The following is a 22,240-nucleotide window of genomic DNA, read 5'->3' on the forward strand; positions in this document are numbered from 1 at the left end:
GCGGCAACAACGCCTCGAACTTCGCCTTCAACGACTCTTCAACCTCAACGGCAAGGGACATACCACCACAGTACGGCCCGAAACCAGACACGCAAGATTATTTACTGGCAAGCCCTAAGCGCCAACCTTTTGGACACGTTGATCCGGCGCTACGTCGGGAACACCTTCCGCCACCAAATCACCGGCTATAAGAAGATCCAGCTGGACATGGAGATGTACTCCTTCCGTGAGTACTTCGTGTGGGCCGGTATCTCCGGAGCACATAGTGTTTACGACGGCCAGCTAGGAGCTCCTGTTCCTCGCGGCTTTACCAGGCATGGCACCGCTCATGGCGTGTCACGCAACCAGTACAACCGAATCAATGCCGTCATCGCTCTCATGCACGTAGTAGCGCTCCTGCGTCTGCTCAACAGCCAGCCGGGACTGGCACTCAGCGCGAATGCAGCGCGTCCGGCTCTTCCAGCAGCCAGAGACCACACTCCCCGAACAAAATCCGGAATGTCCGTCCAAGGTACGCACCGCCCACGGCGAGCGAACCCCGCTTGAGGAACAGGATTTCCAACGCTTGGCAGGTCATACACGCGATACCCGAAAGGGAGACGTAGATCCGGCGCTATCTGGAGGCATGACGCCTTGGTTGCTCTCGGGAGCGGATACCATCAGGGAGCCTTAGTCATGTAAAAGCGAACCCTTGGGGGAAGTTATGGACAACGCGGTCGCCACACAGCTGATCTGGGCCGGCTTCTGGCTGGTCGTCCTTGTGGTGGTGGTGATTGTCTTCAAGGGGCCGCTGGGTAGGCTCGTGTCCAGGATGCGCACGGCGGAGGGATCACTCAGCATTTCGCTCAAGAATGGGTTTCATGCCGATCTCAGGAGACTGGAGCTGGACGCCGAGACGGCCGAGGCGGAAGCGCAGGCTTCGAGCCCGGCCCCGGCCGTCGTAGAGGCCGCTAACATCGCGTTCCCTCAGGACGAGGAGAAGCGCACTTCGGATTCAGACGAGCACGCATCCACGCGAGATCTCCTGAGGCTCGGAGCAGAATGGGGCGTGTTGCTCGACGAAGTCAGAGGGCTGTTCGACGGGTTCAACGTCGACGAACCGGAGGATGAATCCTCCGTCGGCGAATGGTTCGCCGAGCTGGACCGCCAGCGAACCGGGCTCCTGCCGAACAACGCTCAGCATCTCGCGCGCACGGCAGACCGGCTCATGGATGATCTGATGAAGGCTGCACCAAGGGATTTCAGCGGCGACGAGATCGAGCGGTTCGTGAAGTCCTTGGCCTCCCTACGCCGAATCGTCGACATCTCAATTTCGAAGCTGCGCCATCCCGGGAACGCCTTTCGTTGGGCAAGGCCTGACGGCACGGGAGCCGCCCGCAGAATAGCCAAGCCTAGCCCCTAGTCGGCCGCAGGCGACGGCGATTCGGGGTCACGACACCATGCAAGGTGGCTGCAGCTGGTGTCCTCGAGATTCGTGCGCGCTGTTGCGTCACCCCGGGCACCAGGCGCACATCTATATATAGAGAGATGGAGCTCGGCTCTAAGCCGAGGCCGAACTGAAAGGGCGCGTACTCAACGCTGTAAGACGTAACGGTCTTGAGACCACGAGGTATGAGTCCGCTGTTCCCCCCATCCCGATAACGACAGCCGAAAATGTCTGCGGAAGGTGCGCGGTCAAGGGTGGGCTGGAGGCCCATCACGAAGTGACGCGCAGCTGGAAATTGGGAGCGGTTGGGGTAGCTCCCTTAGCGGCAGTAGCCGTGGATAACCCTCCGGGAATTGTCCCCGGCTGTGGGCAGCGGAATCGAGCTCAGGAGCGGGGATCAGGGAAGATCAGGTTGAAGCCCATCAGAATCCCTATGGCGATGAACAGCAGACCGAAGCCGACGGATATTCGCGGCATCCAGCGAAGTATCCAGGCTTCGTGAGGCTTGAGCGCGGGGACCTGAACGGCGATAGACGCGATGAATCTTGCGTAGAAGTTACGGATCAGGATTACGAATATGCCCACGATTGCGAGGACGAGCAGTGGTGCGATTCTCATGTTCTAGCGGCCCGTCACTAGACCGAAGACCGAGATCCCAGCTCCGAGAACGATCCACACCAAGCCCATGACGCGGACGACGCGCAGGTTGCGCCGAATGAATGCTGCCTTGTCGAGGCCTGGTCGCAGATATGCCTGACTGTTGGCTGAGAGCTTGGTTAAAGGCCCTGAAATCGCCAGTACGAGAATAGCGGCAGCTATTAGCGCCAGCCCGAAAATTGTTCCGCCAGCCATTGGCGACCCCCAAGCGTCGATGATGAAAGTTCTGGTGATCACCCAGGGGTGGCGCCGACGGCCGCGACTGGCCACAGGTGGAAGTGGCCTTCCTACGAACGTCCATTCAAACTGCAGTCTATTGGGCTACGGCAGTGGCGAAGTCATGGATGCGGGCCCCGTGTCTTCCTTCACGGCCAGGAATGGCGAGAGATCCTCCACTGTGGGCCTGGTACTCCTGAACGTATCGGGGCGTGAGCAACAACGGAACGGTCAGTGGCGATAAGCAGATGATTTGAGTCCATTTACCGCCACTGACCCCGAAGTTGTTGCATAGATACGTTTCACGCATCAGTCCTGATGCAACATCCTATGAAACATGATCGGGCCCGAACCACTCACACTGCCAACCGTGTTTCACAGGCGGTCACCTATGAAACACCCCAACTCGGTTGCGTAACGCCACTGACCGTTCCAATGTTGCTCATGCCCCGTCTTCGCGAGGCCCTTGCAGCGGTCCGCGCCGGCGACACCCTCGTCGTAACCAAACTCGACCGCCTCGCCAGATCCTTGCCGAACGCCAGGGACATCATCGAGGATCTCACCAAGCGGGAGGTGAAGCTCAGCCTCGGCGGATCCATCCACGACCCCACCGACCCCGTGGGCCGGCTGCTTTTCAACGTCCTGGCCATGGTCGCGGAATTCGAATCCGGCCTCATCCGCGCCCGGACCCGCGAAGGCATGCAGGTCGCGAAAGCCAAAGGCCGGCTCCGCGGTAAAAAACCCAAGCTCAGCACGAGCCAGGAAGCCCACCTCGTCCTCCCTGTATAAGGGAGGACAACACACCACCGCCGAGATCGCCGACTGTTCAAGGTCGCACGGAGCACGGTGTACAGGATCGTCCAACGCAACCTTTAGGGCTCTGGCTCAGCTTCAGGGTCACCAATCTCTACCGTCCCGCCTCTTCCGTAGGGGAACGCAGTCGAACTACTTGTGTCGCGCACGATCGCAATGTCGATGCTGCCCTGCTCCATCTGCGACGATAGGGCTAGCTGAAAATCAAGGAAAGGTGATCAATCGTGGCAAGGGCAGATTTGCTGCTCGCCCTCGTAAAATCTGGGGCGGGCGCCGACGATCTTGCCTTTCGGCGCGCAGCGGAAGCACTCATCGCTGAAGAAGAGGCAAAAAAACACGGAGTACTCGCTAATCAGTTAACGGATGCCCTTACCCGGCGACGACCACAAAACTCAGCTTCGAAGGTAACTTCGCTAACGCGAGTTGAAGGGGTGGCCGCTCTCCTGCATGAAAGAGAGCCGGAACGGCAAATATCTGATCTCGTTTTGCCCGGGATGGTGCGACAGCAGTGCGCGGATCTTCTCGAGGAGCACCATCGAAGAGACCTTCTCCGTAGCCACGGGGTAGAGCCACGTCACCGCATCTTGTTCGTTGGACCCCCTGGTGGCGGAAAGACTTCACTCGCTGAGGCGATCGCCACAGAATTGGCCGTTCCGCTTCTGACGGTGCGATACGAGGGCCTCATTGGTAGCTTCCTGGGCGAAACGGCCGCAAGAATGGATACGTTGTTTTCCGCGGTCCGTGTGCGACCCTGTGTCTTATTTTTTGACGAGTTTGACGCTGTTGCCAAAGAGCGCGGCGACACGCATGAAACAGGCGAAATCAAGCGGGTCGTCAGCTCCTTGCTTCTACAAATCGACAAGCTACCCAGTCACGTTATTGTCATCGCCGCCACTAACCACTCCGAACTACTTGATCGTGCGGTCTGGCGACGCATGCAAGTACGTGTAGAACTTCCTCAGCCCACTCGTGCTGGAAAAATTGAATGGTTGAAGGCTTGGTCCGCGCGTACAGGATTGGACTTCGGACTTTCTGTACGGACAATCGCCGACCGCTTGCCGCACGTCAGCTATGCAGAACTCGAAGAATTCGCATTGGACGTCCAGCGGAAGACGATACTCAGCGGACCTGATGCGAGCGGACGTAGCGCGACCCAGCAGCTCTTGGAACAATGGAACAAGCGGGCAGGCGCTGATACTAATGAGCCTTGAGGCTGTGGGGTCTTCATCCCCCCGCCCCGTCCTGTTTGGCTCGGTGGGCCGTCCACGGTCCGTTAAAGTTACGGGTGGAGGTAAGCCAAAGGTTGCGTTCCGCAACCAATCGGAACGCATGACGCGTCTCGGCGAACGTTTCGATGAAGCTCTGAGCGACTTCAGCGCTCAAGTTGAACTCTCTCGATCCATTCACGCAGCTGATCCTCAACTCGTCCTTGTCTTCGAAGCTCTCGACGAACAGACGGATCTCAGCAAGGTTGCGGCCAAGTTGGGATTCGAAATCCTAAACGAGTCCGAAGGTGCCATGTCGCCAACCGAGGACTTCGAACTCATCTCTCAGGCGCCCAAGGACCCAGAGATCAAGACGTGCCTCCATGCGATCTGCCTGGACGAGCGCACAATGTCCCGATTGCTCGGACTTTGGAAGGCTTGGACTCGCACCGGCCGTGTCGAACACGGATATGGACCTCTCAAAGGTCTTTTCAGTCATTTGAAAGACGTCCGCCCTTGGGGACCGGCTGACCGTTTGAAGACGATCGATTGGGACCGATACTTTGCGGAACGCCTCCCTGGCCAGCTGCATACGCTGGAGATTGAGCTTTGGTACAGACAGTCACCTAGTATTCGCCAGCGCGTTCAACTGGAAGTAGAGGAACTTGTCAGAGCGGCAGACGGAACAATTCTGAGTTCCGCCATCATAGGCGCAGTCGGTTATCACGGCATCAAGTGCACCGTTCCAGAGGACTTTGTGCAGAAGCTCGCCCAACGTGAGTTCGCGCAGGTCCAAGTCGTCAAATCAGCCAATGTCATGTACCTCCGACTTTCGGGTCAAACTGTGTGGGCTGAGTCTCCCTCAGTTGAATCGTTTGAGTCGACCGGATCGCTGCCAACTGGAAGCCCAGTTGTGTGCATTCTGGATGGTGTTCCAGCTGCTAACCACCACCTGTTATCGGACCGGGTTATTGTTCATGATCCCGATGATTTATCTGCTGACTCCGACAGCACCGTTGAAGATCGCAAGCACGGAACCTGGATGGCCTCCGCTGTCATTTGGGGCGATCGCGGCAACGAGGGGGCCGCATTGAGAAGACCGGTGCTCGTGCGTCCCATCCTGGCACCAGCGTCGGACACCATAGAGCGTGTTGAGGAAATTAGGGCAAAGGACCTTACCCCTGACCTAATGCAGCGCGTGTTCCGGGAACTCTACGAGGGTGCCGATGGTCAAGAAGCGATTGCCCCCGAAGTTGTCGTCATCAATCTCTCCGTTGGGGATCCGACTACGCCCTTCGACTCCATCTTGTCATCCTGGGCTCGAACCTTGGACTGGCTAAGTTACAGATACGGGGTCCTCGTTGTCGTTTCGGCAGGGAACTACGGAGAACTTCCCTTGGGGCCTTTGGACTCGGATTCGATCCAGCAGTTGAAAGCCGAGGATCGAAGGGAGGCCATACTCGCAGCCCAGCACGCGGATCAAGCAAACCGGAGGCTGCTTTCACCTGCGGAGTCAATCAACGCTCTGACTGTGGGAGCCATGCATGAAGACGCGTCCGGCGTGACGCCAATGGGTTATGTCTTCGATCCAAGTGACGGACTTCCAAGTGTCAGCCCGGTGAGCGCTCTTGGCGGTGGTTACCGCAGAAGCCTCAAGCCAGAGGTGACAGCGCCAGGCGGCAAAGTACTCTTCACGGCGCCCCCTATCCCCAAGGGTTCGCTCACTGTTGCTAGAACCACGACGAGGGGGCCCGGGATCCGCGTCGCTTCGTCCGTAATCGGGCAGGAGTCGTATGCTACTGGCACGAGCCCTGCCGCTGCTCTAGTTACCCGCCGTGCCTCACTTCTACATGACACACTGGACGACATCGTCGGTGGAGCTCCTCTAGGCCGTCACGAACGAGCAGTAGCCATCAAAGCTTTGCTGGCCCATGGTGCTCGCCATCCTGAGGGATTCAGGAGCGACACGCTGTCGGTCGAGAAAGCAATTGGATTTGGATCTATTGACAGAGACTTTTCACTCGGATGCGTCGGTCACGAGGCTGTAGTCCTTTATCTGGGCAGCTTGGGGGCTGCAGAAGAACAAGATCTACTACTGCCCCTTCCTGACGGATTGAATGTTCGCGGGACAAAGCGGATAACCGCTACGCTCGCATGGCTCAGTCCCGTTAACTGGCGGCATCGCCAGTATCGCAGGGCCGCCTTGGGGTTCACCAAACCGACGGGAACCCCGGAACTGGACGCTCCCACTGACCTTTCAGACGATGAAGCAAAACGAGGCAGCGGCACCATAAAACATCTCATCTGGGAGACGGAGAAGGCCTTCGCGTCTGGCCGCGGATCCGAAGTCTCACTCAAGATTAAGTGTCTGGAACAGGCCGGCGGGCTGGGGGGAGAACGAATCCCCTATGCGGTAGCCCTGTCGCTCTGGGTCGCGCCAACTCTAAATGTTGATGTATATGCCCAGGTCAGACAACAAATCAAGCCGCAGGTGATTGTGCATCCCGAGCCATGACAGGCCTACCCGGCTGACCAAGCGCCGATACCACGCATCTGTCGCGTGACATAACGAAGAGCGTCAGATTGACCTCTCGGTGTGACTGTTAGCTCAGAATGGCGGCTTTCTCACAGCTCGGTTTGGCGGTTTAACGTGCCGTTTGAGGATCCTTCACCGGACGCGCGTCACCAAGGCGAGTCGGGGGCTACTTCAACTTGGGGATCTTCTCGGGCGGGACGTAGAAGGTCACTTCGCCGGTTTCGACGTCGACCCGTGCCTTGAGCCCTACTTTGCCCAGAATCGGGTGACCGTGGGAGATCGCGACGGGATAAGAGCCCCCAGCATAGATTTCGCAGTCTTCGATGAATTCAGCCATTCCCGAATCCTATACACCCCACGGAAATGTGATCCTTCATTAGTCGATCCCTGACCGGACGCAGGTCAACCGGATTACGTAGTCAGCGGAGTGCGAGAATGTCAGGCCTCGGCTACCGCATCGATTTGCACTTTCGCGCCGAGCGGGAGTGCAGCGGTTTGAAGAATGGTCCGAGCCGGGTAGGGTGCGGGAATCCGCTCGGCATAGATCGCATTGATCTGGCTCGGACGCGCTCATGCCGGACCGGCTCCGGATCGTCTGGGAGCGGAAGCCCTGGCATTCAGGGAAGTGTTTTCCCTGGTGAGCCTTCGTGGACGGTCGATCAGGGCAGCTGACAGAATGAGCTCATGGACTCCGTCGCACCAGATCAGAACACCATCGACTCGCTCTTGTGGTGCCGTCCCACCCCTGACGTCGCGATCGCCACGGACATCAAGCCACTGATCGATCAGATGCTCGGCGACGGCTACTCCATCCTGGACCCGAGCACACGGATTTGGACGCCGGAGGCCGCCGAGGAAATCCGGGTACGAGTCGAAGACAACCCGATTGAGGGCAACGACGATACCCAGTGGGTGAAGCTGGACCAGCAGCTGGCCGGCGCCTCACGCGAGGCGATCCTGCTGGCCGCCGAGATGGTGTTCCTCCGCGGCCACGGGCTCAAGACGTCCCGGCCGGAGTCTCGCCGCGCTAACGTGGAACGCGTCCTGTCCTACCTGCAAGAACCCCTCGGCATTCCAGAGCCCATGGCAACTTGCCTCGGCCGGCCGGCCAACACCGCTGGATTCCATCCGGGCCCCTGGTACAACCAGCGACTCTGGCTCCACCTGCCCTGGCTCTGTCACTTCGTCCAGCACTGGGCCTCCCTTGATGACATGCAGAGGGATGCTGCCCGTTGCGATCCGTGGGAGCTGCAGCGGGTCATGCTGGCCTCCGGGAAGGACCGCAGCGATATGCGCAACGCCTTGCAGTTCTTCGCCCGGCCCGACGTGTTCGAGCCGATCTCGGCGGCTTCCATGAAGCAGAAGATCCGCAGCGGGCTCGGGTCCCTGATCGGTGGCTCCACCGGAAGCGGCCCTGCAGCATTGGACCGGGACTTGTTCGCCATCCGTGCCACACTCGCCCAGGACCACACCGAGTCATTCCAGTTCTGGGACGATGGGCTGGAGGAGCGGTGGAACTTCAAGGACCGGGCCTCCGGGACCGATGAGCTGGATGAGCCGCGGCGCCGGCACTACTGGCTCTACTCCCCCGGCGCACAGGCCTCTGAATGGGGCGAGTTCTCCCGGGCGGGGATCATGGGAATCAACTGGGACAGCCTCGGGGACATCTCCGACTACCCTGACCGCGAATCCATCCGCGCCGCCCTGGACGTCGAAGGCACCGGGGCCTCCAACAACAACGCAGTCCTGGCCGTGTGGCAGTTCCAGAACGAGATCACCGAGGGCGACATCGTCTATGCCAAGCGCGGGCGCCGGGAACTGGTCGGCCGCGGCGAAGTCATGTCCGAGGCCACCTACGATCCCGAGCGCGGATCCTTCCGGAACATCCGCTCCGTACGCTGGACCCACGACGGATCCTGGCAGCACCCGGGTGACGCGGCCACCAAGACCCTGACCGACATCACCGCGCACCGCGACTACGTGGCGAAGCTCGAAGCGCTCTTCGGCGACAACGCGGCCGACGAGCCAAAGCTGACGGACGCCCCCGTCGAACTGCGTCCCTATGACCGGGCAGCGTTCCTGGAGCAGGTCTACGTCGACGAGGCCCACTACGACCGCCTCTGCTCCGTTCTTGCCCGCAAGAAGAACATTATCCTGGCCGGCCCTCCCGGCGTCGGCAAGACGTACACCGCCAAGCGCCTGGCCTACTCGATCATGGGCGTGATGGACCCTGACCGCGTCCAGACCGTCCAGTTCCACCAGTCCTACTCCTACGAGGACTTCATGATGGGGTACCGCCCCACGGAGGCCGGAGGATTCAGCCTTACCGAGGGGCCCTTCTACCAGTTCTGCGAGCAAGCCCGCGATGACAGTGACCGCCCGTACTTCTTCATCATCGACGAGATCAACCGCGGCAACATCTCCAGGATCTTCGGCGAACTGCTGATGCTCATCGAAGCCGACAAGCGCGGCCACGAGCTTCGCCTGCTGTACAAGAACGAGTCCTTCTCCGTCCCGGCCAACGTCCACATCATCGGCATGATGAACACCGCAGACCGCAGCCTGGCCGTCCTGGACTATGCTCTGCGCCGCCGCTTCGGCTTCATCGAGATGCGGCCCGGATTCAAGTCCGAAGGCTTCACTCGGTGGATGAATGACGCCAAGAGCCCCAAGCTGCAGCAGCTGGTGGGCACCATCCGGAAGCTGAACAAGGAGATCGCCGCCGACCCGGGCCTGGGCGCCGGCTTCACCATCGGCCACAGCTACCTGACCGGCACCGCCGAGGACGCCCGCCAGGACTCCTGGCTGTTCTCAGTCGTAGAGGACGAGCTGATCCCCCTGCTGCAGGAGTACTGGTTCGACGAGGCTGGGAAGGTCGAGGGCTGGGCGGACAAACTGAGGGCCTCGATCGCGTGAGCGGTAAGTCCATCCCCATCCGCAACGTGTACGTCATGATGGCGTACGCCTTCTCCACCATCCGGAGCCCCGGGCAGGACCGCTTCGCCTCCGAGAAGTTCGAGCATCTGCACGAGCTCTTCGCCGCCATCCTGATCGATGGCGTCTCCCGGCAGGTTAAGCGCGGCCTTCAGCACGGGTACGTCGCCCGGAGCGAGGAACTGGCCACTGTCCGCGGCCGCATCGACGTCACCCGCACCGCCGTTCAACGGTCCCTGACCCGCGGGCGCCTGGTGTGCGAGCATGACGAGTACGAGCCGGATACCGCTCACAACCGGGCCCTCAAGGCGGTCATGACCCTGCTCATCCGGCACGGCGACGTCTCCCGGGCCCGGAAGGTGGAGCTGCGGAACCTCCTGCCGTACTTCTCGCAGGTACAGCTCATCGACCCTGCCTCCATCCGGTGGAACACCCTGACCTACCACCGAGGCATCTCCGGGTACCGGCTGCTGCTGGGCGTCTGCGAACTGGTGGTCTGGGGCCTGCTCCAGGGCCAGGCCGGCAGGGACGCCATGCTCTCCGAATGGCTGGGCGATGAGAAGATGCACGACCTCTACGAGCGGTTCCTGCGCAACTACTTCAAGGTCCACCACCCTCAGCTGAAGCCTGCGGCCAGCACCATCCCTTGGGACAAGGACGCGACCCGGTCTCCCAAGGACGACCACCTGCCGGCGATGAACACGGACCTGGTGCTTCGGGGCGGCGGGCGGACCCTCATCGTCGACGCCAAGTACTACGGGAAGAGCCTGCAGGTCAGCCGCTTCGGCAAGGAGTCCATCAGCAGCAGCAACCTGTACCAGATCCTCAGCTACGTCCGGAACGAGGAAGCCCAGTCCGGCGGTACCGTGGGCGGCTGGCTGCTCTACGCCCGTACCGACGCCCCGCGCCAGCCCGACCTGGACGTCACACTCCACGGCAACCGGATCCTGGCCAACACTCTGGACCTGAACCTACCCTGGGAAGATCTCCGGACTGAGCTCGAGCGCATCGTCACCGAGTTCTGGCCGGCACCAGCCACGGCACCATAGCTGTACAGCCGGACAGCGTACTTATCCGGCGTCCAGACCCTGCCCGCAAGCCGGTCCTTAGCAGGACACTCGGGTTCACGATGCCCGTGTTCGAGGCAGGCAGCTGAGCCGTGATATTAGTCAGGAATGACTCTCCTCGACGAACTGATCATTGGCGCCACCGATGACACAGTTTCTACCTCAAACCTCCTGCGCAAGATGCTCGTCCTGGGCTATTCACTCGAGGCTGCAGCCCTCCAGACGTGGGCGCAGAAAGAACTTAACGGTTATGGAACAACCCCTGTCGAGGAATACCCTGCATACCGGGGCCCAATCAAGGTTCCTGTTGAAGTCACGTTCTCTGGCCCGGTGGGATCCTGGTACAAGCACTATGTATCTCCAGAGGCCGTGCCGGATGAGCAAGGATTTCGTGCGGCAAACTTCTATTCCTTTTTCAACCAACCTGTTGCTGAATTGGAGAAGCTGAGTCAAGCAGAAACCAACCTGCACCAAGCATGGCCAATTTCAGCCGCCAACCAGCTTGAGAATTGGGGCAAGGAGGGCAGGGCACCGCGAATGGAGTACTGCGGCGTCTATTCGGCCTCGAAGATCATCTCGCCGCAGCTGATCCATGGGATTACCGAGACCATCAGGAACAAGGCTCTGATGTTCTCTCTTGAACTCCGCCAAACTCTTCCTGGTGCGGGCCAACCAGCAGGCCCGACAGTCAAGGACCCCAATATAAGGAGCATTGTGACCTGGAACATCAATCAAAACATCTACGGTGGCACGAATACAGTTGGCGTGGGGGAGACCCTCACGCAGAATGTCAACATCAGCCAGGGCGATACTGGAGCGCTATTGGAAGCCCTGAAAGGACTGGGATTGAATGGCGAGGATCAGGCGGCACTCCGCGTTGACCTAGAAGCCGTAGACGGGACGTCGAAGGACCAGAAAGCAAAGAACTTCCTCAACAAGCTCCAAGACGGCCTGATCAAGCTAAGTGGCGCTGCTGCCACGCCGATCCTGGTTAGCACTGCCAAGACGGCGTTCACTGCGTGGTCCGGAATTCCGATCGCCTAAGCGTTCGTAAACCGATCTCATACCCGGACACCTGGAGGGAGCCGACCGGCTCCGGTCGATGCCCATCTAACGGGGTCTCGGCGGGTGCTACTTCACTTGATGCAGCCTGACGGTGGCCGGTTACCGGACAAGCCGCCGCCCTAGTGCCCTGTCCATCACGACAGGACACTCTCCGTTACGACCGCCGACGACCAGCACAAACCAGCGGAGACGTGGAAACCCGACGCCCACCAGCGACAACAGGCCCCACCAGCACGAGCAAAAACACAAAAGGGACGTTACCATCGCTTTCGTTGAGACCTGACATAAGGGATGTGTGCGTCACTGGTATGACATCCGCAAAAGGGCGCTATGATCACCAGCATGGGCCTGGAAGACGAACTGGATTCACGATTCTCAACAGTAAGTCGAACACCTTCTTACGTTGAGGCCGAGCGCCTCGTCGGTGAGGCTTATTCTCAGCTTGCAGAGGTCGCTCACATCCTCGCAAAACGAGGGGTCCCCACTGAAACGATCGAAACTTGGCCGGAACGGGTATTCGATTCCCCATGGAAGCGAGTTTTTGGGACATATCGCCCAACGAAAGCGGCAGACGGCTGGGAGTTGTTCGAGGGATTCTCAGTTGATACGAACGGGCGTCCCTGGCGCAGAGAATGGACACATCATCCTTGGGAGAGCGAAAACTATCCGAGTAGCTTCGATCAGCAACTCGTGGCATCCAGCGAATGGGTGAAGAGCCTCAGCTACGAGTTCGAATGTAGTTTTTCGCTCGGAAACGGCAAAGTCGAGAAGTGCTACATCGAGGATGGACAAGCATATCTCGTCCTGGTGCCGAACGATCCTACTGGAAAAGGGCCGTTCAAAGACGTCCTGTTGAGACTAACGGCTACTCTGCTCCGTAGAGCAGCGAAGTAGGCTTCGCCATTCTGTGACCGCACACAAGGTGAGGGGCCACGGGACTGCCCCGGCTTTCGTTGGCTCGTGGGCTTAGGCCGCTGTGAGCGCGGTCCGGTTGACTGTTCCATCGGGCCCTTTCAGGCTCTCACTAACGCAACTGGGTTAGGAACAGAAGCGCAAGGCTTTCTCTGGCTGAGGCTGCTGGTTTTCAAGCCTTGTGTGCCGTCCTCAGAGGCTAGCGGGTTGTGGGTGCTCCGGAGAGGCCGGCCACTGGCGCGAACACCCATCGCTCGACAAGAAGCTCATAGCTGCCAACTTCCAGCGGTCGGCCACCAGCCTGGCTGCTGCTCTGATACTCGGTGTCCGCCTTCACACCAGCTACGAGGTCGTCAGCGGCGGCCAAGGTGCGAACGTGCGGCAGCAAGTCTTTCAGACAGTCGATTGCGACACTTGGGTCAAATGCGTGAATGTCGAATCGAGCGCCCTCGTGTGCGATCCAGTTCCGCGCCTTCAGAGCATCATTAAGTAGGGCTACGCCATCTGTGGTGAAGGTACCGCGAGATTGACTCTTGAGCTGAGTCAAGGCGCTGTTCAAATAAATAAAGTCCCGATCGCGGAGGTCATCCATGATCTCGTCGATAGCCGCCCCGAAGTCGTATGGTTCGGCGTCCGCCAGCCCCATCAGCTGACCGGTGAGTTGAAGGCTCGTTAGCAGGTCCTTGCAGTTATTTTCAAAGTTTTGAGCGACGTAGGTTGCCCGGCCAACCGTCAGGAGCACGGGAACTGCCCAGTCCGGCGCTGGTTCGGCTGACACACTCCACGACATGACCGGAACACTAATACAAGGGCTCGGAAGAATGAAGTGCCAAGCGGCAGTATTTGTCCGTTGGCGCAATGTGGCCCTTGGTGAATGAGGCAAACGCATTCGGCCCGTTAGCCGGTCCTCCACCGGACAGACCAAGCAGTGACCTGCGCGCTTGAAGCTCCGGGTCATGGTGTGACTTTCGGCGCTATTTGGCGGCGTTTTGTGATCGATAAATGGCACGTAGAATCATCACGGCACGGCACGGCACGGCACGGCACGGCACGGCACGGCACGGCACGGCACGGCACGGCCCTGGCCTAGCCCTCGGTCTCGTATCCCTAGAGATTCTCGCCACGCTGAGGTTGTGAGACAGGAAGCTTCGGTACGAACGTCAGCGGAAAATGACGTGTTTACGCTGCTGAATCTCACCTGCTGCTCCGGAAAGCTTGCAATCGTCTGTAGAACGTTGCTCGGGACATCCCGAGCCCTCGGGCAACCTACGCCGCGGGTTTGCCTCTGTTGAGCAAGCGAACAGCGCTTCGAATCTAGCTGTCGGTAACCTGACGTGGCCGGCCGACAAAGTCCTTCCTTGCTTCTCTTCTCCTAGTGTTTTCGAGGGGCGGCCACTCCTCAGAATCGCTAAGGCTCATTAGTATGCAAGAAACTGCCTCGCCCGACAGATGGAGACCCCAGTCAAAGGCGAGCCGGACGACGTCGGATCGTTTCAGTCGAAAGCAGGAGGTTCTTGTGGAAACCCATCGGATTGAGCTGAGCACTGTCATTGCATCGTTGCGTGCGGAGATCTCCAAGGCGTGGTGGGAGGGCCAGTACGACACGGTGGGGTTCGAAGCCGGCGCCATTGAGGTCGAGCTGACAACTGAGATCGAGATCGTGCAGATTGGCGGAAAGCTCTCCGCGAAGTTTTGGGTGTTGACTGCCGAGGCGGAGGCCCGGCGGAAAAGGACGGATACTCAAAAAATTAATTTTTCCCTGACTCCGAAGGACCGGCGAGATCCTTCCAAGCCGCTGGTGATCGCGGGACAAGCAGCGCCGGGAGAACATCGGCCCGCGGTTTCACAGGATGAGAACGATGCGGCAGGATCGGCCCAACATGCCGCCGATTGATACGGCCTGCGGTCTGCGAGGATGAAGAATGGGCATGGACCTTCGCCGCGTAGTTCAGTTATGGGCCAAGGACCCTGGCGGTCCTGACCGGATCGGGACAGGGTATCTGCTGAACGACTCGGCAGTGCTTACTGCGGCTCATGTCTTTACGCCGCTGCTTGCTGGTTGCAATAACGGCATCCTGGCAACCGACGACGTGACAGTGCAATCGCGCTGGGGAGCCAGACAAAACATCCGGGCAGTCCAGCTGGTGCCGTTAGGCGGGGACCTGGCCGTGGCGATCCTTGCCCAGGCGTTCACCCACCCGCTGGGACAGGCACCGGTACGTGGCACGCTCGGCTCCAAGGCTGTCATACGAGACACCGTTATCGCCGGGTATCCGGCTTTTGCCCTGCAGTCGGAACAGTCCGAGGGTACGACAGCGCCGGGCCGGAGCGGTGCTCCTGCCGCCCGCCGGCAGTACCGGCGGGACACGCAACTGGACGGAGAGGTCAGCTGCGGGACAGGGTTTGGGGACAGCACGGTCACGGTCCATCTAAAGCCACGTCATCTCCCCGAACCCGGTGTAGCGGGTCCGGGTCACTCGGTATTCGAGGGTTTGTCGGGGGCAGGGATTTTCATTGAGGACTATCTGGTCGGTGTAGTGAGGGAAGATCCACACCCGGATCACCCGACCGTCGTGGTGGGCCAGCGCCTGGACCAGGTCCTGGAACCGGTGTGGGAAACACTCCGGTCCTTGGCAGGAGGCGTACTCGAAGGGCACGTAGTCGACGTCTCTCTCGCTCCCAAGGCCCGCGCAGTCCGTGAAGCGCACTTGTGGCAGGCCCGCACCATTCTGGAGAACATCCCGGACGGTAGGTTGTTGGACCGGGGCGCAGAGATCTCGCGGATGGTCCGCTTCTGCACTGACCCCACAAGCAGCTATCTGGTTTGGCATGCCGACGAATGGTCCGGTAAAAGCGCATTGATGGCCACCTTCGTCCTCGAAGCTCCGGCCAGCATCGACGTCCTCCCGTTCTTCATCAACAGCAATGACACCGAGGCCCGAACGGCCGTACATTTCCTCGCTTCCATGATCGATCAACTCGTGGCATACCTAGGCGGCTTCTACGAGACAGCCAGCCTGGAAGTGCCCGGGGCGACCAAGGGCCGTTACCGTGACCTGCTGGCGCGCGCCGCAGCAGCAGCCCGCGACAACAAAAGGTATCTAGTCCTCGCCATTGATGCCCTCGACGAGGATGAAGCATTGACCCGCCATCCCCGTTCCACCACCTTGATCACGGACCTGCTGCCCCCTGCCGTTCCCGGCTTGCACGTCATCGTCACGACCCGGCCCTACAAACGCGTCCTGGAAGCCACATCGAAAGACCACCCATTCCGCGCCACCCCACCGGCAACATTGTCCGCATCCCAACATGCCAGGAGCATTCGTGATGAAGCCGCACGCGAAATCGTGAACGCAGCGCACGGCGAGGACGAACTGCCACGGTTCATCCTGGCGTTCCTGTATGCCACACAGGCCGATCTCGCCCCAGTTGAGCTCGCAGGCCTGATCGGTCAGCTGACGGGCACCGACCAGCTCACGACAGCGGTCGTCCAAACACAGCTGCATACGGTGCTGCGGCGGACCGTCCGGCGCCGTGTCCGCGCCGATGTTGTCACCGACTTCGGCAAAGGTAGCGGGAACGAGGAACGTTACGAGTGGGCGCACGAGACGTTGCCCGCAATGGTCTTCGAGCAGTTCGGTCCTGGAGTGTTCACCAGGCCTATTGAGGTCCTGCATCAATGGGCAGCCGGTCATCAACGTCGCGGCTGGAACATTGAAACGCCGGGCTACATGGAAACCGGTTACCCTAACCTGTTGGCCTCGTCCCGGCGTGGTGCCGAGCTGGCCGTCTACGCCCTTGACCAAGACCGCCACCGCTGGCTCTACAACCGTCGCGGCGCCAACGACCAAGCCCTCAGCGAGATGAAGCAGGCGGCTGCGATACTTGCTGGCTCGGTTCCCCGGGACATTGGCACGCTAGTGCTTCTGGCCTTCGGACGGGACCGCCTGCAGGAGAGATACACATATCTCCCCGCTATCATCCCCGCTGTATGGGCGATGCTGGGCAACGTGCAACGTGCTGAAGCACTCGCGCGCAGCATGCGCAGCGAGATACAGCCGGAGGCGCTGGAGGGGATCGCCAAGGCCTTGGTCGGGGCGGGCAACACGGCCGAGGCCGAACGGATTGCCGATGCCATCACCAACAATTACCAGCGGGCAGAGGCGCTGGCGACGATCGCGTCGGCCGTGGCCAAGGCGGGCAACACGGCCGAGGCCGAACGGATGGCCGGCAAGGCCGAACGGATCGCCGATGCCATCACTGAAACTTACGTGCGGGCTCAGGGGCTGGAGGCCCTTGCCCGGATCTTGGCGAAGGCGGGAAACACGGCCGAGGCCGAACGGATCGCCGGCAAGGCCGAGCGGATCGCCGATGCCATCACAGACACTTACGTGCGGGCTCAGGTTCTGGAGCAGATCGCCGAAGTCTTGGCGGAGGCGGGCAACACGGCCGAGGCGGAACGGATCGCTGATGCCTTCACCACCCGCCACCGGCGGCTGTGGGTGCTGGTCTGGATCGCCCGGGTCTTGGCGAAGGCGGGAAACACGGCCGAGGCCGAAAGGATCGCCGGCAAGGCCAAGCGGATCGCCGATGCCATCACAGACCGGGAACGGGCTCAGGCGCTGAAAGGGATCGCCCGGGTCTTGGCGGAGGCGGGCAATACGGCCGAGGCCGAACGGATCGCTGGGACCATCACCGACACTTCCGAGCGGGCAGAGGCGCTGGAGTGGATCGCGGGTATCCTGACGGAGGCGGGAAACACGGCCGAGGCCCAACGGATCGCCGCCGAGGCCGAGCGGATCGCTGGGACCATCACCGACACTTCCGTGCGGGCTCATGTCCTGGTACGGATCGCCGAAGTCTTGGCGGAGGCGGGAAACACGGCCGAGGCTGAACGGATCGTCGGCGAGGCCGAACAGATTGCTGATGCCATCACCGACCAGCACGAGCGCGCGTGGGTGTTGGAGGGGATCGTCGAGGTCTTGGGCGGGTTGGGTAAAATCGTCGAGGCCGAACGGATCGCGGAGGCCGTCACCGACCAGGACCGGCGGCTGCGGGTGCTGGTCCGGCTCGCCAGGGCCACAGCGAAGGCAGGCAATACGGCCGAGGCCGAACGGATCGCTGAGACCATCACCGACAATTACCGGCGGGCAGAGGCGCTGGAGTGGATCGCTTCGGTCATGGCCAAGGCGGGCAATACGGCCGAGGCCGAACGGATCGCTGAGACCATCACCGACAACTACCGGCGGCTGGGGATTCTGGAGAGGATCGTCTGGACCTTGGCCCAGTCGGGCAACACCGTCCAGACAGAACGGATCGCCAGCAAGGTCGAACGGATCGCTGAGTCCATCACCGCGCATCGCCCGCGGGCTCAGGCGCTGGGGGCGATCGCTTTGGTCATGGCCAGGGCGGGCAATACGGCCGAGGCCGAACGGATCGCGGAGGCCATCTCCAGCCAGCGCCTGCGAACAGACGCCCTGATCGGGATCGTCTGGACCCTGGCACAGGCGGGCAATACGGCCGAGGCCGAACGGATCGCCGGCAAGGCCGAACAGATTGCTGATGCCATCACCGACCAGAACGAGCGGGCGTGGGGGTTGGTGGGGATCGCCGAGGTCTTGGGCGGGTCGGGTAAAACCGCCGAGGCCGAGCGGATCGCCAGCAAGGCCGAACGGATCTCCCAGGCAATCACCGACGACGACCAGCGGGCGACGCTGTTGGAGGGGGTCTCCCGGGTCCTGGCCGGGGCAGGTAACATCGCCGAGGCCGAGCGGATCGCCCAAGCAATCACCGACAACTACCAGCGGGCGACCCTGCTAGCCGGGATCGCCAGAGCCCTGGCCAAGGCCGGTAACATCGCCGAGGCCGAGCGGATCGCCAGCGACGCCGAACGGATCGCCCAAGCAATCACCGACAATGGCCTGAAGGCGGCGGCGGTGCTGGAGGGGATCGCCGAAGTCTTGGCGGAGGTGGGCAATACCGCAGAGGCCGAACGGATCGCCGAGGCCATCACCGACCAGGAACGGCGAGCTCAGGCACTGCAGCGGATCGCCGAAGTCTTGGCGGAGGCGGGCAACACCGCCGAGGCCGAACGGATCGCCGAGACCATTGCCGGCCAGAAAGGGCGAGCTCGGGCGCTGGAGCGAATCGCTGGGGCCTTCGCTGCGGCGGGCAATACCGCGGAAACCGAACGGTTCGCCGGCAAGGCTGAACGGACCGCCGAGGGCATCACCGACTACTTCTGGCGACCGACGATACTTCAAGGGATCGCTTGGGCCTTGGCCGAGGTGGGACATACGGCCGAAGCGGAACGAATCGCCGCCGAAGCCGAACGGATCGCCGAGGCCATCACCGACGATCACACGCGGGCGACGGTGTTGGAGGGGGTCGCCCGAGTCCTGGCCAAAGCCGGCAACATCGCCGAGGCCGAACGGATCGCCGACGCCATCACCGACGATCACACGCGAGCTCAGGCACTGCAGCGGATCGCCGAAGTCTTGGCGGAGGCGGGCAACACCGCCGAGGCCGAACGGATGGCATGCCGACTGCTATCGACAAACAGTTGGCCCGACGCAGTGCCGTTGTTGCTTGATCATGGATTAGGTGACGGCGTAAGCAGCTGGCTGACCCTCGATTTGATTTCCAGTCTCGTCGACGATGGACGAGTCCTCCCGGGAGCGACATAAAACAGACGTTCAGTGGTCGTTCAGCGATCGCACTCCAGACGCAGCATTGATCATCCGTGCAATGTCCGGAGATCAGGGGGTGTTGCGCTAACCGGTGATCACGGCGAAGAGTGTATTGGAACCCTTGGGTTGCAAGACTGGTAATCGAGACATTCCAACGCCCTTGACACTTCAATGAACTGGGTGTCTTGCTACTATGTCCTGTAAGTAGGAAGCAAAATTGCGATAGTCAACCACTGTTGCGGGACGCGTCCAGCCATCCGGGCTGTCGGCGAGACCGTGCTTCCGCCGATTCGGAGCCCGCCCGCACGGGGAACGGCCAGCCGATCCACCGGGCGGTGGAGGACCTGACGGGCTGCTTCGAGCGCATCGATGGGGTCGGACTTGCCGACCCCGGCACGGGCTTCCCGGCGCGGTGGCTTCACCTCTGCCACGGGATACCGGCCGTCTTCAGGGCACGGGTGAGCCCGGCCCCATAGGAGGAAGTGCCCTCAACGGCGGCGAGCACGTTCCCGTTCGTGTTCCGTTTCACCCAGGCGATGGCCCGTTGGATGCCGGCGGCGGTCGTGGGGAACGCCTCGGTGGCGGTGCAGGCACCGGTGGAGGTGTCGACGATCGCGTAGGTGTGGGTCCTGGCGTGGGTGTCCACGCCCATGACGTGGCCATATTCTTCTGCAACGATGGTCATTGCGGCTCTTTCCTTCCTGGAAGCAGGTGCCGTGGATCGGCGTCGGCCTGGAAGGGTTCTTTCGAGGCAGCTCTCTAATGAGTCACAGGTGGCACCCTGGACGACCTTCTAGCAAGCCATCGGAAGAGAACAGGCCGGCGCCAGCCCCACCGAACGGACAGATCATGAAAAGGACACCGGGACCGGGTCAGAGTCAACGGGAGTCAGGTTCAGCAGGACTGGCAGCCATCCTGCCAGCCAGGCACCAGGCCAGCCACCAACCATTAGAGAGTCAACGCGCCCTCGACTGCGGCCCCGGCAGACCGGTAGAGTTCCCGCAACCGTTCCGGACACTTATTGGGGGGCATCGTGCTTAAAGGAATCAGCAGGATGAGAGGTGCCGTGGCGGGGCTGGTGCTGTCGCTGGGGATGATCGCACCGTCGGTGCCGGCAGTGGCCTCGGAGGGCTACGACATCGCTTCCGCCTCCAGCCTGCAGGTGGTGGTCAACAAGCACCGGCAGCTGAACCCGGCCGCGTATGTGCCGGGGCCGCTGGTCAGGGTCCAGGGGGAACAGTTGCGGGCGCAGGCCGCGGACGCCTACAAGCAGTTTGCCAAAGCAGCCAAGGCCGCCGGCGTGAACATCATGCCGATCAGCGGCTACCGTTCGTTCAGCCAGCAGGCCAGCCTCTATGACAGCTACGTTCTCCAGTACGGACAGGCGACGGCGGATACCCTTTCCGCCAGACCCGGCTACAGCGAACACCAGACCGGCCTGGCGATGGACATCGGTAATGCCAGCGGAATCTGCGCCCTGCAAGCCTGCTTCGCAAATACCCCGGCGGGACGGTGGGCGGCTGCGCACGGCTGGGAGTACGGTTTCATCATCCGATATCCGGCCGGGGCCGAGGCCACTACCGGCTACACCTACGAGCCGTGGCATCTGCGCTATGTGGGACCGGACCTCGCCCTGGATATGAAAAACCGCGGCATTGCCACCCTGGAGGATTACTTCGGTCTGGAAGCGGCCCCGGATTATCTCCCATAATGGATCCTCTTCCCCGTCGTGCAGTCGGTTGAACGGCAGGCCTGGGGAGGTTTCTGAACCTTCACGGGCCTGGTGCGGCCAAGAGCCGGGCCGGCAGAGCTGGCCGAGCCGCGAAGGACCGACCGGCCCGGGTCCCGCCGGCAGGTTGTGACATTCTCACCCCTACCCCCTGCCCGGCAATCACTTTGGCCAGCTGCCACTTTGGCCAGCTGCGCTCTGGGCTGGGCCGCCCACCTTCGCACGGCGAAAATTTGCCGGAGATCCACACAGCGCTCAGGGTGTCCCGGGCGACCGGGCCCGGTGCTTTAACCTCCTGCCCTCAGGTATTGGTAGAAGGTTTCGCGGCTGATCCCGAATTCACGGGCCAGGCCGGTCTTCTGCTCCCCCGCGCCGGCCCGCCGCCGCAGCTCCCCCGCCTTCTCGGGTGAGAGCGCTTTCCTGCGTCCGCGGTAGGCTCCGCGTGCCTTGGCCAGGGTGATGCCTTCGCGCTGGCGTTCACCGATCAGGGCCCGTTCAAATTCGGCGAAGGCGCCCATGACGGAGAGCATCAGGTTCGCCATGGGGGAATCCTCCCCGGTGAAGACCAGATGCTCTTTAAGGAACTCGATCCGCACACCCTTTGTGGTCAGCCTCTGCATCAGCGACCGTAGGTCATCAAGGTTGCGGGCGAGCCGATGCTGTGCACCACAAGGGTGTCCCCGTCCCGGATGAAGCGCAGAAGCTCATCCAGCTGCGGGCGTTTCGTGTCCTTGCCCGAGGCCCTGTCGGTGAAGATCCTGTCCAGCTCGATCCCCTCGAGCTGGCGCTGGGTGTTCTGGTCCAGGCTGTTGACCTGATGTATCCGATGCACTGCCCGGCCATGATGCCTTCCGTCACGAAGAGTGTGAGGTTGAATCCTAAAACCCCTACCCCCGAGTGCCAAGAAACTGGAAAAGCGACCCTAATCTGACATGGCTGCCCGCCACGGTCCTGACGTCAATCACGGGTATACCCCAACCGGACGTCAAAA

General features: G+C 61.3%; 13 protein-coding genes and 4 pseudogenes. 11 read left to right on the forward strand and 6 right to left on the reverse strand.

The window, feature by feature from the left end; translation table 11 throughout:
* The first annotated feature begins 703 nt into the window (after positions 1–703).
* Positions 704–1,402, forward strand: a complete 699-nt coding sequence (locus J9611_RS04960) for a hypothetical protein (RefSeq protein WP_211878230.1) — start codon at positions 704–706, stop codon at positions 1,400–1,402.
* Positions 1,403–1,810: 408 nt separating this feature from the next.
* On the opposite strand, the gene J9611_RS04965 is transcribed toward J9611_RS04960, so the two are convergent.
* On the reverse strand, positions 1,811–2,044 hold the full coding sequence (locus J9611_RS04965; protein WP_211878232.1) for a hypothetical protein: 234 nt from the start codon (positions 2,042–2,044) through the stop codon (positions 1,811–1,813).
* A gap of 702 nt (positions 2,045–2,746) precedes the next feature.
* On the opposite strand from J9611_RS04965, the pseudogene J9611_RS04970 reads away from it, so the two are divergent.
* The 3 genes and pseudogenes from J9611_RS04970 to J9611_RS04980 all read left to right on the forward strand — a co-directional run.
* A pseudogene (locus J9611_RS04970) lies at positions 2,747–3,175 on the forward strand (recombinase family protein); the annotation flags it as partial.
* Between the two features lie 161 nt (positions 3,176–3,336).
* Positions 3,337–4,323, forward strand: coding sequence for an AAA family ATPase (locus J9611_RS04975; RefSeq protein ID WP_211878233.1), 987 nt, complete (start codon positions 3,337–3,339; stop codon positions 4,321–4,323).
* A 118-nt stretch (positions 4,324–4,441) separates the two neighbouring features.
* A complete protein-coding gene (locus J9611_RS04980; protein WP_211878234.1) occupies positions 4,442–6,832 on the forward strand; it encodes a S8 family peptidase in 2,391 nt (796 codons plus the stop codon).
* 187 nt (positions 6,833–7,019) lie between these two features.
* Here the strand turns inward: J9611_RS04980 and J9611_RS04985 are convergent, their stop codons facing one another.
* The gene (locus J9611_RS04985; RefSeq protein WP_211878236.1) at positions 7,020–7,190 is read right to left on the reverse strand and encodes a hypothetical protein; all 171 of its coding nucleotides are present in this window, start codon (positions 7,188–7,190) and stop codon (positions 7,020–7,022) included.
* 347 nt (positions 7,191–7,537) lie between these two features.
* Between J9611_RS04985 and J9611_RS04990 the strand changes: the two genes are divergently transcribed.
* From J9611_RS04990 to J9611_RS05005, 4 genes are all read left to right on the forward strand, one after another.
* Positions 7,538–9,769 carry an McrB family protein gene (locus tag J9611_RS04990; RefSeq protein ID WP_246527394.1) on the forward strand — a complete coding sequence of 744 codons (2,232 nt, stop codon included), beginning with the start codon at positions 7,538–7,540 and terminating at the stop codon, positions 9,767–9,769.
* Positions 9,766–10,836: a 5-methylcytosine restriction system specificity protein McrC gene (locus tag J9611_RS04995; protein WP_211878238.1), complete on the forward strand. Its 1,071-nt coding sequence runs from the start codon at positions 9,766–9,768 to the stop codon at positions 10,834–10,836. The genes J9611_RS04990 and J9611_RS04995 overlap by 4 nt, the downstream gene beginning before the upstream one ends.
* Positions 10,837–10,962: 126 nt before the next feature.
* Complete coding sequence (locus J9611_RS05000) at positions 10,963–11,898, forward strand: AbiTii domain-containing protein (RefSeq protein ID WP_211878240.1); 936 nt, start codon at positions 10,963–10,965, stop codon at positions 11,896–11,898.
* A 363-nt stretch (positions 11,899–12,261) separates the two neighbouring features.
* A complete protein-coding gene (locus J9611_RS05005) occupies positions 12,262–12,813 on the forward strand; it encodes a hypothetical protein (RefSeq protein ID WP_211878242.1) in 552 nt (183 codons plus the stop codon).
* Positions 12,814–13,030: 217 nt separating this feature from the next.
* Here J9611_RS05005 and J9611_RS05010 read toward each other — a convergent pair whose 3' ends face one another.
* Both J9611_RS05010 and J9611_RS22685 read right to left on the reverse strand, forming a co-directional pair.
* Complete coding sequence (locus tag J9611_RS05010) at positions 13,031–13,621, reverse strand: hypothetical protein (protein WP_211878244.1); 591 nt, start codon at positions 13,619–13,621, stop codon at positions 13,031–13,033.
* Between the two features lie 404 nt (positions 13,622–14,025).
* Positions 14,026–14,097: pseudogene (locus J9611_RS22685) on the reverse strand (helix-turn-helix domain-containing protein); the annotation flags it as partial.
* A 250-nt stretch (positions 14,098–14,347) separates the two neighbouring features.
* On the opposite strand from J9611_RS22685, the gene J9611_RS05015 reads away from it, so the two are divergent.
* Positions 14,348–14,725, forward strand: coding sequence for a trypco2 family protein (locus J9611_RS05015; protein WP_211878246.1), 378 nt, complete (start codon positions 14,348–14,350; stop codon positions 14,723–14,725).
* A gap of 28 nt (positions 14,726–14,753) precedes the next feature.
* Positions 14,754–19,517, forward strand: a complete 4,764-nt coding sequence (locus J9611_RS05020; protein ID WP_211878248.1) for a P-loop domain-containing protein — start codon at positions 14,754–14,756, stop codon at positions 19,515–19,517.
* 293 nt (positions 19,518–19,810) lie between these two features.
* Here the strand turns inward: J9611_RS05020 and J9611_RS05025 are convergent.
* Positions 19,811–20,205, reverse strand: a pseudogene (locus J9611_RS05025) (IS110 family transposase); the annotation flags it as partial.
* A 369-nt stretch (positions 20,206–20,574) separates the two neighbouring features.
* On the opposite strand from J9611_RS05025, the gene J9611_RS05030 reads away from it, so the two are divergent.
* Positions 20,575–21,231 (forward strand): M15 family metallopeptidase, encoded by a 657-nt coding sequence (locus J9611_RS05030; protein WP_211878252.1) that lies wholly within the window; start codon positions 20,575–20,577, stop codon positions 21,229–21,231.
* A gap of 305 nt (positions 21,232–21,536) precedes the next feature.
* Here J9611_RS05030 and J9611_RS05035 read toward each other — a convergent pair.
* Positions 21,537–22,092 (reverse strand): annotated as a pseudogene (locus tag J9611_RS05035) (recombinase family protein).
* Positions 22,093–22,240 lie beyond the last annotated feature (148 nt).

It is taken from the genome of Pseudarthrobacter albicanus (assembly GCF_018224015.1).
Taxonomy (GTDB): Bacteria; Actinomycetota; Actinomycetes; order Actinomycetales; family Micrococcaceae; genus Arthrobacter; species Arthrobacter albicanus.

Excerpts from the sequence above, each read along its gene's own strand:
- J9611_RS04960 (WP_211878230.1), top strand. The coding sequence starts at position 704 with ATGGACAACGCGGTCGCCACACAGCTGATCTGGGCCGGCTTCTGGCTG.
- J9611_RS04965 (WP_211878232.1), bottom strand. The coding sequence starts at position 2,044 with ATGAGAATCGCACCACTGCTCGTCCTCGCAATCGTGGGCATATTCGTA.
- J9611_RS04980 (WP_211878234.1), top strand. The coding sequence starts at position 4,442 with ATGACGCGTCTCGGCGAACGTTTCGATGAAGCTCTGAGCGACTTCAGC.
- J9611_RS04985 (WP_211878236.1), bottom strand. The coding sequence starts at position 7,190 with ATGGCTGAATTCATCGAAGACTGCGAAATCTATGCTGGGGGCTCTTAT.
- J9611_RS04990 (WP_246527394.1), top strand. The coding sequence starts at position 7,538 with ATGGACTCCGTCGCACCAGATCAGAACACCATCGACTCGCTCTTGTGG.
- J9611_RS05000 (WP_211878240.1), top strand. The coding sequence starts at position 10,963 with ATGACTCTCCTCGACGAACTGATCATTGGCGCCACCGATGACACAGTT.
- J9611_RS05005 (WP_211878242.1), top strand. The coding sequence starts at position 12,262 with ATGGGCCTGGAAGACGAACTGGATTCACGATTCTCAACAGTAAGTCGA.
- J9611_RS05010 (WP_211878244.1), bottom strand. The coding sequence starts at position 13,621 with ATGTCGTGGAGTGTGTCAGCCGAACCAGCGCCGGACTGGGCAGTTCCC.
- J9611_RS05020 (WP_211878248.1), top strand. The coding sequence starts at position 14,754 with ATGGGCATGGACCTTCGCCGCGTAGTTCAGTTATGGGCCAAGGACCCT.
- J9611_RS05030 (WP_211878252.1), top strand. The coding sequence starts at position 20,575 with ATGAGAGGTGCCGTGGCGGGGCTGGTGCTGTCGCTGGGGATGATCGCA.